The 13,891-nt window shown below is 42.6% G+C and carries 14 protein-coding genes and 1 pseudogene; 10 read left to right on the top strand and 5 right to left on the bottom strand.

Annotated elements, in window-relative coordinates; genetic code table 11:
- Nucleotides 1-171 precede the first annotated feature (171 nt).
- From A4S05_RS19630 to A4S05_RS41770, 9 genes are all read left to right on the top strand, one after another.
- Nucleotides 172-978: a DUF5131 family protein gene (locus tag A4S05_RS19630; protein WP_069071479.1), complete on the top strand. Its 807-nt coding sequence runs from the start codon at nucleotides 172-174 to the stop codon at nucleotides 976-978.
- 247 nt (nucleotides 979-1,225) lie between these two features.
- On the top strand, nucleotides 1,226-2,560 hold the full coding sequence (locus tag A4S05_RS19625; protein ID WP_069071478.1) for a helix-turn-helix domain-containing protein: 1,335 nt from the start codon (nucleotides 1,226-1,228) through the stop codon (nucleotides 2,558-2,560).
- Nucleotides 2,561-2,685: 125 nt separating this feature from the next.
- On the top strand, nucleotides 2,686-4,050 hold the full coding sequence (gene dnaB, locus A4S05_RS19620) for a replicative DNA helicase (RefSeq protein WP_069071477.1): 1,365 nt from the start codon (nucleotides 2,686-2,688) through the stop codon (nucleotides 4,048-4,050).
- 21 nt (nucleotides 4,051-4,071) lie between these two features.
- Entirely contained in the window at nucleotides 4,072-4,479 is a 408-nt protein-coding gene (locus A4S05_RS19615) for a hypothetical protein (RefSeq protein ID WP_256091040.1), read from the top strand.
- 5 nt (nucleotides 4,480-4,484) lie between these two features.
- The gene (locus tag A4S05_RS19610) at nucleotides 4,485-4,880 is read left to right on the top strand and encodes an ASCH domain-containing protein (RefSeq protein ID WP_069071475.1); all 396 of its coding nucleotides are present in this window, start codon (nucleotides 4,485-4,487) and stop codon (nucleotides 4,878-4,880) included.
- Nucleotides 4,877-5,635: a DNA cytosine methyltransferase gene (locus A4S05_RS19605; protein ID WP_069071474.1), complete on the top strand. Its 759-nt coding sequence runs from the start codon at nucleotides 4,877-4,879 to the stop codon at nucleotides 5,633-5,635. The genes A4S05_RS19610 and A4S05_RS19605 overlap by 4 nt, the downstream gene beginning before the upstream one ends.
- A gap of 2 nt (nucleotides 5,636-5,637) precedes the next feature.
- Nucleotides 5,638-6,108: a DUF1392 family protein gene (locus tag A4S05_RS19600; RefSeq protein WP_069071473.1), complete on the top strand. Its 471-nt coding sequence runs from the start codon at nucleotides 5,638-5,640 to the stop codon at nucleotides 6,106-6,108.
- Nucleotides 6,105-6,278: a hypothetical protein gene (locus A4S05_RS41775; protein ID WP_167756044.1), complete on the top strand. Its 174-nt coding sequence runs from the start codon at nucleotides 6,105-6,107 to the stop codon at nucleotides 6,276-6,278. The genes A4S05_RS19600 and A4S05_RS41775 overlap by 4 nt, the downstream gene beginning before the upstream one ends.
- A gap of 55 nt (nucleotides 6,279-6,333) precedes the next feature.
- Entirely contained in the window at nucleotides 6,334-6,729 is a 396-nt protein-coding gene (locus tag A4S05_RS41770; RefSeq protein ID WP_176727048.1) for a hypothetical protein, read from the top strand.
- Here the strand turns inward: A4S05_RS41770 and A4S05_RS19590 are convergent.
- From A4S05_RS19590 to A4S05_RS19575, 5 genes and pseudogenes are all read right to left on the bottom strand, one after another.
- The gene (locus tag A4S05_RS19590) at nucleotides 6,721-9,591 is read right to left on the bottom strand and encodes an NACHT domain-containing protein (protein ID WP_069071471.1); all 2,871 of its coding nucleotides are present in this window, start codon (nucleotides 9,589-9,591) and stop codon (nucleotides 6,721-6,723) included. The two genes, A4S05_RS41770 and A4S05_RS19590, sit on opposite strands and share 9 nt — an antisense overlap.
- A gap of 215 nt (nucleotides 9,592-9,806) precedes the next feature.
- Nucleotides 9,807-12,971 (bottom strand): DEAD/DEAH box helicase, encoded by a 3,165-nt coding sequence (locus tag A4S05_RS19585; RefSeq protein WP_069071470.1) that lies wholly within the window; start codon nucleotides 12,969-12,971, stop codon nucleotides 9,807-9,809.
- 35 nt (nucleotides 12,972-13,006) lie between these two features.
- Nucleotides 13,007-13,219: a type II toxin-antitoxin system RelE/ParE family toxin gene (locus A4S05_RS19580; RefSeq protein WP_256091039.1), complete on the bottom strand. Its 213-nt coding sequence runs from the start codon at nucleotides 13,217-13,219 to the stop codon at nucleotides 13,007-13,009.
- A gap of 31 nt (nucleotides 13,220-13,250) precedes the next feature.
- A pseudogene (locus tag A4S05_RS43420) lies at nucleotides 13,251-13,298 on the bottom strand (type II toxin-antitoxin system RelE/ParE family toxin); the annotation flags it as partial.
- Nucleotides 13,286-13,633, bottom strand: coding sequence for a hypothetical protein (locus A4S05_RS19575; protein ID WP_069071469.1), 348 nt, complete (start codon nucleotides 13,631-13,633; stop codon nucleotides 13,286-13,288). The pseudogene A4S05_RS43420 and the gene A4S05_RS19575, both read right to left, overlap by 13 nt.
- Nucleotides 13,634-13,738: 105 nt before the next feature.
- Between A4S05_RS19575 and A4S05_RS40415 the strand changes: the two genes are divergently transcribed.
- On the top strand, nucleotides 13,739-13,888 hold the full coding sequence (locus A4S05_RS40415; RefSeq protein ID WP_176727047.1) for a pepsin/retropepsin-like aspartic protease family protein: 150 nt from the start codon (nucleotides 13,739-13,741) through the stop codon (nucleotides 13,886-13,888).
- Nucleotides 13,889-13,891: the final 3 nt, after the last annotated feature.

Raw genomic sequence — 13,891 nt, 5'->3', positions numbered from 1 at the left:
CGAAACCTCTACTCCAATCAATTTGAGCATGGGTTTGAGGAAAAAAGAATTGCATGAAGTCTTCAAAATACAACTGCAACATCTGCTTCCACGGGGAATCATATTCCGTTTGAGGTGTTTTATTTGTCATACTCAATTGTTCAATTTCAAATTAATGAGAGAGAAGTAATCATGCCAACAAATATAGAATGGGCAGACTTAACAGATAATATCATCCGTGCCAAGGGAGGCGGTTGGTGGTGTCAAAAAATCTCAGAGGGGTGTAAAAATTGCTATAGCGAAAAGCTGAATCAAAATTCTTTCTTTGGTGGGAATAAGCAACCCTACTCTGGGCAACCACCAGAGCTAGTGTTAGATACAGAAGCTATTCGTAAATGGGGATTCCAAAGAAAACCCAAAAAGCATTTCGTTTCTTCAATGACTGATGTTTTCGGTGAATGGGTTCCGCGTTTGTGGCAACATGAAATGCTAGATGGAATGTTCGTAGCGCCAAAGCAGATATTCCAAATCCTCACTAAGCGCCCAGAAGTTATGTTGTCATCTATAAATGAATGGCTCTCTAATCATGGGCTAGAGGAATTACCTTCTAATATTTGGGTTGGAACTTCTATAGAAAACCGTCACACTCTTGAAGAACGTAGTCAATTCCTTGCCCAAATTCCAGCTAGTGTTAGGTTTTGGTCAGTGGAGCCATTACTAAAACATTTGGGCGATATTAGCCAATATTTGAATGATGTCCAGTGGCTTATTATCGGTGGTGAATCAGGGCCAGACTCTAGACCATGCCATATCGAATGGGTCGAGTCTCTCGTCAAACAGTGCAACGAGTCAAAAACGCCTGTGTTTGTCAAGCAATTGGGGTCAAATGTTTATTTGAATCAGCAACCTTTTAAAACTAAACACGCCAAAGGCGGCGAACTTGCTGAATTTCCTCAACAGATACAAATTCGGGAATTTCCCAACTTCACTTGTGATTAGAAACAAATCCCTCGATTGTTAAGAGACTTTCGAGGGAAGGCAATTTTTATCAAACAGAATTCAGGAGTCAGGAGTCAGAATTCAGAATGAATTCTGTACGACTGGTGGATGAATAAGCGGGTTTAATACCCCCGCTAAATCTGCATATTTAGCGGTCAACAAGAAAGTAGCGGGTCTGAATCCCCCACTAATTGATTCTGACTCCTGAATTCTGACTTCTGAATTCTTCTTCAATAGGTATATCATTATGACTTTAGCAGAAAATCAGCTTAATAATCGGACAGCTTTTGAAGTCTTCATTCCTGGTTTTTTTGATGATTATCCACTTGAATCATCAGAATTCCGGCTGTACGCGCATATCCAAAGGAGAGCAGGTGTAAGCGGTTGTTTTGAGTCTATCCCTAAGATGGCTAAACATTGTTACATGGCTCTCAAAACTGCCAAAAATGCCATCAAGCTTTTACTAGCCGCCGGAATGATTGAAATACAAGAACGTATTGGAACTACTAACATTTATACTCCCACTACACCTTCTTCGTGGGTTTCTCCTAACCAAGTTCCATTACTTCGCTCCCAAATCAAAACAACAAAAGAAACCCCAGCCAAAATTAACCCCAGTCAAAATTGCACGGGGGGTGGGGGCAATTTTGCACCCAGTGGGGGGGTCAATTCTGCATGGGGGGTGGGGTCAAATTTGACCCACAAAGGTATTCCCATTAAGGTAATCCCATCTAAGGAATTCACACTAAGGGCAGTCCCCCCAAAAAGCGAGTATGTGTGTGAAGAAACTAACTTGGATTTACAACCAAATCAGGAAGAAGAACCAATTCCCGAATCTTCGTCTTCACAATCAAACCAGGAAGAACCAATTCCCGAATCTCTCACTTCGTTGTCAAATCAATCCGAGACTTTGCATCAAACAGACATTCCCTCATGTAGACCAACTATTGCGGCGGGGTTGTTCGATAAAAAAAACGAACAAGCAAACAAGAAACCAAGCAAACCAAAATTTCAGTCGATTGATGATTTGCTCAATCACATCTTGCTTGACCCCGGCATCTTGGCATCTGAGCCTTTACCCGCAGTTTACAGAAATGAAATCAAACTCCGCTGTTGGCGTTTCCCTTGGCGTACTTCTTCTAGAGACAACATTTACCAAACCTGCGATCGCCGTTTGGTGGAGTTAATCGCCAAGGAGAGAGCCGAGTGGGACAAGGTTAATTGGCAGCAAAAAGTCCCCACTGTGATCAAATCAATCAGCAATTTGGAGGTGAGTAAAGCTGGTTTAGAAGAACTGCTGGTTTATTGGTCAAAAGTTCTTGAATTATCTACGCCACAAACTGAACAATCAAAACCCAATGACCAACCCATCGGTTACTACTCAAATCGTTCTCTTGATTGGCATAAAGCCACATTCAATGAACTTTTAGACCGCATGGATGAAGTTGGTAAAGACAAAGCGATCGCTTCTTTCAGCACTCGCTATGACCAACAAGACCCAGGTGCAACACTCAAATGGTTGGATTGGTTAAAGCTGACACATCCTCAAATGTATGTGTACTTACATCCGCAAGCTGCATGAGTTGAAGTCGGAATTCGGAAGTATTTTTTCCAAATTCAGCTTTCTTCCTGACTTCCTCTGCTCCTGTTCTTCACTCTTAACTTGCGACTTCCAACCTCCGAATTCTGACTTCTCTTTGAGGATTTATGGCACAAGACAAATCAAACTTCACATCTCAACAAGACCGCTTACCCCCACAAAGCATTGAAGCTGAAGAAGTAATACTTGGTGGCATTATGCTCGACCCAAGTGCCATGAGCCGAATCAGCGATCGCTTAGTGGCAGATGCTTTTTACATCAATGCCCACAAAGACATTTATCAAGCAGCCCTACGACTGTACAGCCAAGGATTACCAACGGATTTGCTTTGCATCACTAACTGGTTGTCTGATAATGGTTTATTGTTCCGTATCGGTGGACGCAATAAACTGGCCAGTCTGGTTGACCGTACTGTTTCAGCTGTGAACATCGATGTTTTAGCTGACTTGGTAATGGAAAAATACCAAAGGCGGCAGTTAATCCTTGCTGGCACTGAGATTGTTCAACTCGGCTATGCCACCGAAACTGATTTACCTGTAATTCTCGACGAAGCCGAACAAAAAGTCTACTGCATTAAGTCTGAGCATTCTGCCTCTGACTTGGTTCATATTTCTCATGCCTTAGCCGACACTTTTACCGAAATTGAAGCGCGTCATACTGGTAAGGGATCACCAGCAGCAAGCAGTGGATTTTATGACCTGGACAGTATACTCGGCGGTGGTTTTCGCAAAGGACGGTTGTATGTACTAGCTGCTCGTCCTTCTGTTGGTAAATCCGCTTTGGCTGGTAATCTCGCTCTCAATGTTGCCAAAACTGGGAAGATGCCGATCTGCGTTTTCAGCTTGGAAATGTCTACTGATGAGTACGTACAGCGATTCTTGAGCAGCGAATCCGGCATTGAAAATAACTTCTTGGAAACTGGGAATGTCTCTGACAGTCAGTGGCAACCTTTGAGCGTGGCGATCGCAGAATTAAGCGAACAACAGATTTTCATCAACGACGAATCTTGCCCTTCTCTTAATGAAATCCGTAGCCAAGTCCGCCGAATTTCATCCCATTACGGTGGTGTTGGGCTTGTGATCATTGACTATTTACAACTGATGGCTCTTGATACTGATTCACGGGTGAACATGGCTCAACGAGTCGGTGAAATCAGCCGAGGATTAAAAAGATTAGCCAAAGATTTGGATGTGCCTGTACTGGCTTTGTCCCAACTCAACCGCGAAGTTGAACACCGTAACGATAAACGCCCTGTACTAAGTGATTTAAAAGACAGTGGTGCTGTTGAGCAAGACAGTGATGTTGTGATCATGCTTTACCGCGAAGAAATGTACAACCCCGATACCCCAGATCGTGGCATTGCTGAGTTAGTTGTTCGCAAGCAACGTAATGGCCCCACTGGTACAGTCAAGCTTTTATTTGACCATCAGTTTACCAGATTCAAGAATTTATCTCGTGGTCGTAGTTTTTAAGGCTCTACTGGAGGATAAACATTGTCTTTTACGCAAGATAGGGAACTGAGAATGATTGAAACTTACCAACAGCTTTTACAACAATGGGCGGCTCTTGCCCCTGATGAATGCTCTACTGCTGGACACTACAGATTCCAGATCAAGACACTACCAATGGTTGAAAAATCCTCTTTTAGTAACCCTTGGCGCTCAATTAATTCAGAAAATTTTACATGGCGGCTTCATCTGGGTGAAGACTTGATTTTAGAACAATTAAACTTTGTTTTACTAACAGTCTTATATCGTTGTTCTGCTCGTCAAAGTGATATCAATTTTACCATGATTGAGCAAGGGACTATCGTTACAATCTCTAACGGCTTAAAGTCACAGCCACATCCGCACCCGGCACTTGCAGCGTTGGATGCTTACGTTCAATTGCTGGAATTTTAAAACAGATGAAAGCACTTTCAGTCAGACAACCTTGGGCATGGGCAATTATTTATGCTCTTAAAGACATAGAAAATCGTGGCTGGCCCATCAATTACCGAGGTGATATTCTCATTCATGCAGCCAAGACTTGTACCAAAAAAGAGTATCTGTTAGCGAGAGAATTTTGCCAAAGCATGGGGGTAATAATTCCAGAACTAATCTCTCTCCGTCGCGGTCAAGTCATCGGTATAGTAACAATAGTGGATTGCAAGTTTTCACAAGTTGCGTCTGGTTGGGGGATGCCTCTTCAGTACCATTGGAAGCTGGAGAATCCGCGAGAGATTATACCGATTCCTTACATTGGGCGGTTGGGAATTTTTGAAGTGCCAGATGAACTGGTCAGGAGTGCGATCGCTTCATGAAATCAGTCCTTTCGCTTTTCTCTGGCATCGGCGGACTTTGCCACCACGGGATATCAGCCGCAAGTCTATCTCACAAATTCCGAGTCCAGCAATTTGTCGAAATCTCCCCTTATTCTCAATCACAATTGCGCCATGAACAACCAGGAATTCCAATTCACGCAGATATCACCAACTACCATTGCTACCAAGGACAGTTCGACATCATCTGCGGCGGATTCCCTTGCCAGGGTACAAGTAACTCAGGAAATAGACTTGGACTTGCCGACTTCAGATCCGCACTCTGGGGAGAACAGTTTAGGATCATCAACCAGTGTAGACCAGCAATCGCTCTCATCGAAAACCCAACAGGGCTACTCTCTAGAGGAATGGCAACAGTCCTCGAAGACCTTTCCCAAATCCGGTACGTATGTGAGTGGGAAACTATACCCGCGTACTGCCTCGGCTTGCCACATGAAAGAGAAAGAGTCTTTATCATTGCCTACGCCGATGGCTTATTCCACCGTCAACAGCCAACCCCCTGGACAGACCAAATTGGAAATCAGATTACGCAAGTACGGTTCTCTCATGAAGACCGAAGCTTTGAACCCGGTATTCGTGAGGTGGCTTTTGGGGTTCCCATTGGAGTAGCCAAGGGGATCAAGGGTAATTATGATGCTCGTCGCGCTTATGGCTTGAGTTGTTCTCCAAGGCAAGCTGCGATCGCTTGGAAACGGATTGATTATTTGTGCAGTCTATTGTTCAGTCAGGAGGCATAAGCATGATTAACCTTGTCCAAACTTTAGAAACTTGCTGGTATGTTTCACCACCTTGGGGTAAAGAGATTCCTCCCTTAGAAGTTTCCCTGTTGGAGAAAGTTTACGTCACTACCACCAAATCTTTCGGTTACTGTTGCGGTGTAGAGTGGTCAGCTAAAGGCTGGAGTTATGAGATTGTCTCCGGCAAGGATAATCTAACTGTTTTAGGGCGTGAACTTATTGGCACAGGCAAGTTACAATTAGTTACCAAAGAAAAACCTGTGTTTGAACTGGGTGAATTAGTCGAGTTCCGATTTCATGGCGATGGGTCACCAGCAAGGATTGTCCAAGGCATCCAACTAATCAATGATTTTTGGTTCTACAGTATCGAATGGATGTCCCCTGCTATATCGGAAAGAGGAGATGAGGTTTTTACCTCCAGGGATTCCATCGCGCGGGTGACTGACTATGACTTGGAGAGGGTGCGATTATGACGGTGTACACCTCATATTATCGTGGCGAAATCCGAGGCGAAGGCATCTCAATCTCGCTGTACCCTCCCAAAAATTGGAAAGGCAAACACCTTCCGCTATTCGCGCCAACTCCTGAACTCCTGAAGTGGTGGAAGGCATCAGCCCAGGATACCGCCGCACAGGAAGAATGACACCAGCGAGTTCAGGAAGACTCTGGATTCTCGTCAGCAACTAATTCAATTGTGGGTGAGAAAACAGAAAGAAAATCCACAAGATATAACCCTATGCTGCTTTGAAAAGACTGGGGATTTCTGTCATCAATATCAAGTTGCTGAGGAGATACTGCAAGAGCTTTGGGGCGGCGAAGTTGGGGCTGACCAACTAAAATTAACCCTTATCCAAGGCAAGACAAATCACCCCATTACATATCCACCTTTGGTATCGTCGCTGATCGAGAAATGTCATGCACTGGGTTATCCTGTGAAGTGCGATCGCTTGTGCTGCGGCTACTACCAGGTATCTCTGCATGACGAAGATTTAGGCGATTGGTCGGAGTTTGGGGTGCTGGCGGTTTTGTCGGGGTTGCAGCAGGAGTTCTATCAGAGGCTGCTGCCGGGGTTGGCGGCGGTGGGGTCAGGCTGAGGGTGGAGTGTCTTGCGGGGACGAGGGGTGGGCGGTTGGGTTTAGTTTGGAAAGCAAGCTTTCAGGTACGTTTCGTGCTGTATTTAGTCTTTTCACATTATCCCAGTTTGTATGCTCATCCCAAATAATATTGACGAGGTTAGCGCCATCGAGGTTAGCGCCCAAGAGGTTAGCGCCCAAGAGGTTAGCGCCATCGAGGTTAGCGCGTGAGAGGTTAGCGCCCAAGAGGTTAGCGCCCAAGAGGTTAGCGCCATCGAGGTTAACGCCATCGAGGTTAGCGCCATCGAGGTTAGCGCCATCGAGGTTAGCGCGTGAGAGGTTAGCGCGTGAGAGGTTAGCGATTGAGAGGTTAGCGATTGAGAGGTTAGCGCGTGAGAGGTTAGCGCGTGAGAGGTTAGCGCGTGAGAGGTTAGCACCATCGAGGTTAGCGCCATCGAGGTTAGCGCGTGAGAGAAAATAACCAATAGTCAACGAAAAAGTACTTAAACTAACGCTGTTGCTGTAACTTATGATACGCAACAATCGCTGCTCATCAAAATTATCGCTGTCTTTTTTACCGCAAGGATAAAAGACAATATTATCCTTTAGTTCATCTTGAGTCTGAGCATAACGGTGTAATTCTAAGAGAAGAATCATTATATTTAGCCCAGTAAATATATCAACTTCTCGTAAGCCAATTGATAGTCCTTGCTTTTGCAATTTCTGCATTTGAGCTAAAGGTAGGTTTTTAGAAGATTCATTAATAAACTTTCCTTGAATCCAATCTAGATAGAATTCTTCTAAACGCTTAAATAAACTCTGAAGTTGAAATTTTTCCTTAGCATCATCAATTAAAGCTATCAAGTAATCTACGATTTCCGTAGTCAACCCCCCATAACTAAATAAGTCATAAATTTCCTCAGATAACTGCTTATCTGTAATCCAAAAATCTTCGCGTCTGCTGTCTGGGTCTATCCGCGTCCACTTATTAAAACTTTGTATGAATCTCTGAGCGCATAAAAACTCACCAAAACTTTTATGAATAAATTCTACAGCACCCTCTGCTTTTTCTGAAGCTTTTGCAGGCCGTAAGTAAAATGCTGCTAACGCATTCCTTAGAGGATTTTCGCCCAAACGTTGTTGAGCTTCTGAGAGCATCTTTTCTATAGCTTTATCACCTTTAAGGCGTGACTCTATTGTTTCAATTGAAGTCCACTCCCTACCAGATTGGGTAATACATAATCCAGCTTCTCTCAAAATCAATCTCAAATCTTCTGTGTCAAATTTTGTAATAGTAGTATTGAGGTCTTTTGGGCGCTGCTTTGTCAATACCCAGTCCAAGGTAGTTTGATAAATCAATATTTTAGCTTGAGCGCCGCTACTATCTTTAAACATGGAAATGTTTAAATTGTTATCCCGGTGCATCGCTGCTAACAAGTACAGTAATAGCGGTTCTCTTGCTAATTCTTGTACACGCTTTGGACAAGTCTTTGCCCCCAAAAACTTCCTAAATTCCTCAGCCTTATCTTGCCCTACTAATTTTCCCCAATTTGATAACCACTGCTCTTGTAGCTGATCACTCATTAAAGCAATTTCTATCCGTTCTAAATTAGTAGGTACAAAATGCTCTATCCCTTGTAAAGCCGATTCTCTACCAGTTATTAAAAACCGATGCTTACATCCTACTTGATAACTACCTATTTGCTTGAGAAAGCTTTCAATTCCTTTAGAGGTTCTACCTTCAAACCGTAATTCATCAAAACCATCTAGTATAAAGAAATAACGTATATTGCGATCACCTAACCAATGATCACTGCTAGTAAAATTTTGCCTAACAGCAGCACGAAGAGTATTTTCAATATTCGCTTCAAAAGTATCTATATCTCGCAGTCGTATTAATATTGGTGTCCAAATGGGGTGAAGGTGTTCTCTTACCCAATTGGCAAACATTCGGCAAAACACACTCTTACCTCGACCTGGCCCTGCTTGAATAAACATAACTTGGTTATTTTTATCTAGGCTTGTCAAATGTTCCTTCGCCCAATTCTCTAGATTAACAAGGTCTACTTTTTCCTGGAACTTTCCATTACTATCTAGGAGATGGGCTTCTAAAGGCACATAGATGTGAGGAAATGTAAACTCTTCATCTATTACTTTCCACCGTTCCAGTAAAAGTGAATTACTTGGATTTGGTGATATTTGCTCTTTTAAGTAAAACTCAATACTTGTATATTTTTCGTTAAGTCTTATTTCTCTTGCCGCAGATATCTTGAAACTTAAAGCTTGGCGTACACTTTCTGGTTCATATAATAAAAGCGATTCTACATCTTGAAAAGTTGACCACGCTACCCATCCTGTTATTATTGAAGCAATATGATGTTCAATTCCAGCTTTTTGTAGGTAATTAGATAACTGATTATTTAAAGCTTGCCCTAACGTAGATCCTGGAAAATCTTTCAATACTTCATCAGCTAAACTCTCATTTAATTGCAGTTCCCCTAACTGCTCAAATTGTTGCCTGACCCCTTGCCCGGATATCCCAGCACCGATTTTTTCCTGTAACCAGTCATTTCTTAGAACTAAAGTATCAAAGCTTTGTATGTAAGCCAAAGGAAAAGCGATCGCTACCCATTCTTCTACGTTAAATTCCTGGCTGGTTTTTTCGTGTAGCAATTCCAAGCCTTTCCGACCAATACTGACAAAAGACAATCCTGCCGCAACTACTGGTGCTGATGGTACACTCGCTAGCACGCCCAGAGCGATCGCAAATTCCAAAGCAGCTTTAGTAACTTCTGCTCCCGACTCCACTGTTTCTCCACGCTTTACTGCTTTTTCAAGGAGTCCAGGAATCCAACGCTGCCAAATCTGCTGAATCTTTGTCATTGCTTAAATGCCTGTGCTAGGAATTTTACTGAGGATCAGGGTTTATGCTTGCTACACTTGAGGTTAACGCTTTTACGGACTGTAACGCAATATTCTGGTTACAGCGAGTAAACAACGCACTGCATGTGTAACTCGATTGTTGGCAGTGGGCACAAACTGTATTTTGCCTACCTACAAAAAAACTGCCCTGGGGCATGACTAGAGCAGCGGAAGCTCTAATCGAAGAAAGAAAGCTGACAGGTTAAAAGTTCTTCAAACAAGGGATCGCCAAAATTCATTAAACGTAGTGAAGGCATTTCATCAAAAACACTAGGGTAAAAAGTAACTGTGTAATTCTGCCCTTTGTAATTCAGTTGCCAAGTACGTTCGCTCTTTCTCTCAAACTGCACACCACTAGCTTTTAAAATTGCTGAAGATATGAATAACTGCTCAATTGCTTCTGACGTAAAAGGAGTAGAGGGGATTGGTTTTTGAATTTCCGCTAAATCAGCGTCTAAGTCCATCGCTACCATTTCTTCAATTGCTAAACGAGGTGGTGGACTGTCTAATACAGAATCGAATTGAGACATTAAAACATCCTCTTCTTCTGGATCAGCACTCATAACAGCCCGTTCAATAAAGGTAGGGACTTGAGCTAGAATTGGCTGAAGATTACCAACAACAGTGGCAAAAGCGTTTATGCGATCGCGCAATTTTCGATAAACTTTTGCTTCTACAGTGCCATCATAGTAAAAATTATGAATTCGCACAGTCGGATACCTTTGTCCAATGCGGTCAATTCTGCCAATACGCTGTTCGACCCGCATCGGATTCCAAGGCATATCATAATTAATCAACACGCCGCAATTTTGTAAATTCAACCCCTCAGAAGCAGATTCAGTACAGAGGAGAATTTTAATTTCATCTTGGCGAAATCGGCGTTTAATTTCTTCCTTGGGAACCAAGCACCACTCCCCATTCTGGTACAATTCCCCACCACGACCTGAATAACAAGCTACTTGGCTACCGTACAACTCCTTCAATGTATCCCGTAGATAATCCATCGTATCTGTGTACTGGGTGAAAACGATCGCACTTTCTCGGTCAGTTAATTCTTGGCGTAAAATCTGAATAAAGCGAGAAAGCTTACTATCTTCCCCAGTGTTTTCAAATTGGCGTAGTAATTCTTCAAGATATTGAATTTCCTGGGGGTCTACTGGTTCAAAGAAAGATTCCAGCCCAGCAATTACTGCATCATCCTCATTATCCACATCCACTAAATCGTCGTCACTTAAAACGCTTCCCCGTTGAGTTAACAAATAATCCAAACGACGTTGCAGAGATGACTTGATGGCATAAAATGAACTGGTCAAACGTTTGCGGTAAAGGGTCATCAAAAAACCCAAACAAGAACGCTGATCTATTTGTGCCAGTCGGTAAAAGTGGCGTACATAGTTGCTGACAGCTACATAAAGCGGTACTTCCCGTTGTGGTTCCAGCGTAATAGCGTTATCCTGCACAACTCTAGTAGGAATATCCCGCTCTAGCAGTCCCCTTTTATAGTATTGTCGGAGAGTGTCGCGGGTGTGGCGGAACATCAAGTCTTTTAAGGGCGTGTTCACTGTCAAGTATTGGCGTGAGGTGTCGATAAAGTCCTCATCTGCCAATAGTTGTTTGTGATTAGAGATTTTCTTTCCCCGTTGCCAAGTATCCTGCATTTTGTAAGCAAGAATGCGATCGCTCTTGGTCAAAAACTGCTCTAATCTAGAACTTGGTTGTCCGCCGCGCTGAAAATAATCGCTAGACATGACTTGCCAAAAATTAATTACTTCCTGCTTGACAGCACCTTGTAGCGAGGCGAAATAATAGCAGAAGTTATCGCCATAACTCCAATGCCCCTGCAATCCCAGCAGGTTTAACAAGTCAAAAACTTCTATGGCATCAATTTGCATGGGAGTTGCTGACAAAAGAATCAGGGATTTAGTATTCTCCTTCAACTGTGTCATTAACTGTAACAAGCGATTGGGTGTTTCCTTGCGGTCTTGGGGACTTTTGCGGCGTGCGTGATGGGCTTCGTCTAAGATTACTAAATCCCAAGGTTCTGCTGATAGTAGCTGCTGCATTCTGTCAGTTCTCCGCACCAAATGAGAAGAAGCCAAGATTAAATCTTGAGTATTCCAGGGATTAGCTGCTGCGGGGATAGCCCGCTTGTAGGGGTCTTTAAATTCTGTAGATGTGTAACTCCAAAAATGCAGATTAAATTTTTCCCGTAGTTCTTCTTGCCATTGGGGTTGAACGCTAGCAGGTGCTAAAATCAGTACCCGCTTCACTTTTTTGGACAACAGCAGATAACGGAGAATTAAACCAGTTTCAATTGTCTTACCTAAACCAACTTCATCAGCGATGAGAAAACTTTGGGGAAAATTTTGAGCAACGCGACGCAGGATTTTTATTTGGTGTGGCCAGGGGTGAATGGGAATTGATTTTAAACAAAAGTCCAAGCAGCCGGGATGTTCATGAATATTGGCAAGTTGAGTAAATGCCAATCGTTCTTCTTCTCTTACTTCTGTAGAAATAGCTGAAGAGTCTAGTTTTAATTCCGGTTCTGGTTGTGCTTCTGGTTCAGTTAATTCTATTTTTGTTAGAGGTCTAGAGTCAAATTCAGCTTGAGCATTCCAATCAGGTTTAGTAGATTTTGCGTAACGCAACAGCTTTTTCTGTACCGCTTCTGGAACTTCAAAAACTCGCACGTTAGGCGATACGTCATACCAAAGTTGCTCAAATCTCACTACTTCTTCTTCAACTCTATCTAGTTCCCTTCCTCCCTCCCAAGAACAATAAACGTGAAAGGATTCTACATTCCTCTCCCAGCCACCGATAGATTCGTTATTGGAACCGTTAAATGCTAATTTCTCGCCCTTGCTATCAGTAAAAATGCCAACTTTTTCGTGAAATATATGCTGTGGGTCTAGTTGCTGTGTACTATCTTCTGGTAGTCCATTTTCTTTGAGAGGAATAGCAATTTTAATATCGAGATACTGGTTTTGAATCAACCAACTGAGAATTTCTAAGTGTTTGAGTTGGGCAAAACTTTCTGGTGGTTTTAAGTCCGCGTCTAGACGAGATAGCAATGCGTCTCGTAGTTCGTATCCCTGTTGAATTGCTTGTAAATCTTGGGGGCTAAACTGACAACCCATGATTAACCGTATTTGCCCTTTGTTGTGCAGCATTGCACCTAAACCCCGTGCAACTTTACTTAAAATGGCACTGCTAAAAAAACCTGCTTTCCGGTCATATTGAATGGCACACTCCAAAGCAGGAATGTAGAAATCAGTGATGGTGTTGTGGGTGTTGCTGGTGTAACTAATTTTCCAGGGATATTCACGTAAAATTTTCGGCATATTATGCGGTTGTTTATATCCTTTGAAAATTAATACTAACGAGGTCGATTTTCTCGCCCGTGATAGACACGTAAAATAACAACATCATCCTCAAGAATAACGTAGTGAATTATAAAACCGTATTTACCAAAAGAAACTAAAAGTTTTCGTAGCCCTGCTATTTCATCTACAATTGCGCCTCGACGAGGATTCTGCTGGTAAACTCTCGCCTGAAGAGACAATTGCTTGTACTGCCTGTGCTGCTGCATCAGGATTATTAAGTTTGATAAAATCGTAATGACGATTTAAGTCGTCAATTGCACTTTGTGTCCAAACTATCTGGGACATGGGCGTTCTTGTTCAGTTCCTAAACTGTCTGCCCATTCGCGCACACGGTCATGCGCCACTCCTGAACCTGTGCTACGGTACGCTTCGAGAGCGGATTGACTTTGCTGAACCATTTGGGCTTCAGTAAGAGGTTGAAAATTTAATGCTGCGTCTATCTCACCGTACTCAAATGATTCTTCTGTGGTTTGAATAGCTTGATTTGTCACTAACTGTTCAAAATCTTCTAAATCCCCTGATGAACTAGTCAGCCATGTTAACAGGAGAGTTTTTACCTGTTCTGGGGGTAACGTTTCCAACTGTTCTAAAATTTGCTGCCTAATATTGCTTTTTGTCATAAGCTTTTAATTTTTGTAGTAGCTCTGCTATAAATACAACGTTTTTCACTCTTCTTATCTAAATTTTAACTAAAATACGGTAGTCAAGCTTTATTGTCTATACATTTGGCAACAATTGTATGGGACGGTATAGAGATATTAGTTCCAGTTTTATCTGCTGGTTATAAACCAATACTTGGAACTTCTCTCATGGCAGGATATCATCCAGAAATAGATTTTCAAGACAATGGTTTAGTTTCCTTAAAAAAACTCTAATTG

The organism is Nostoc sp. KVJ20, assembly GCF_001712795.1.
Lineage (GTDB): Bacteria > Cyanobacteriota > Cyanobacteriia > Cyanobacteriales > Nostocaceae > Nostoc.
Note: the sequence above shows the minus strand (reverse complement) of the source record. Positions and strands in the feature narration are given on the sequence as shown.

What these genes read in the sequence shown, in the direction of transcription:
- A4S05_RS19630 (WP_069071479.1), top strand. Translation starts at nt 172, where the DNA reads ATGCCAACAAATATAGAATGGGCAGACTTAACAGATAATATCATCCGT.
- A4S05_RS19625 (WP_069071478.1), top strand. Translation starts at nt 1,226, where the DNA reads ATGACTTTAGCAGAAAATCAGCTTAATAATCGGACAGCTTTTGAAGTC.
- dnaB (WP_069071477.1), top strand. Translation starts at nt 2,686, where the DNA reads ATGGCACAAGACAAATCAAACTTCACATCTCAACAAGACCGCTTACCC.
- A4S05_RS19610 (WP_069071475.1), top strand. Translation starts at nt 4,485, where the DNA reads ATGAAAGCACTTTCAGTCAGACAACCTTGGGCATGGGCAATTATTTAT.
- A4S05_RS19605 (WP_069071474.1), top strand. Translation starts at nt 4,877, where the DNA reads ATGAAATCAGTCCTTTCGCTTTTCTCTGGCATCGGCGGACTTTGCCAC.
- A4S05_RS19600 (WP_069071473.1), top strand. Translation starts at nt 5,638, where the DNA reads ATGATTAACCTTGTCCAAACTTTAGAAACTTGCTGGTATGTTTCACCA.
- A4S05_RS41775 (WP_167756044.1), top strand. Translation starts at nt 6,105, where the DNA reads ATGACGGTGTACACCTCATATTATCGTGGCGAAATCCGAGGCGAAGGC.
- A4S05_RS19590 (WP_069071471.1), bottom strand. Translation starts at nt 9,591, where the DNA reads ATGACAAAGATTCAGCAGATTTGGCAGCGTTGGATTCCTGGACTCCTT.
- A4S05_RS19585 (WP_069071470.1), bottom strand. Translation starts at nt 12,971, where the DNA reads ATGCCGAAAATTTTACGTGAATATCCCTGGAAAATTAGTTACACCAGC.
- A4S05_RS19580 (WP_256091039.1), bottom strand. Translation starts at nt 13,219, where the DNA reads ATGCAGCAGCACAGGCAGTACAAGCAATTGTCTCTTCAGGCGAGAGTT.
- A4S05_RS19575 (WP_069071469.1), bottom strand. Translation starts at nt 13,633, where the DNA reads ATGACAAAAAGCAATATTAGGCAGCAAATTTTAGAACAGTTGGAAACG.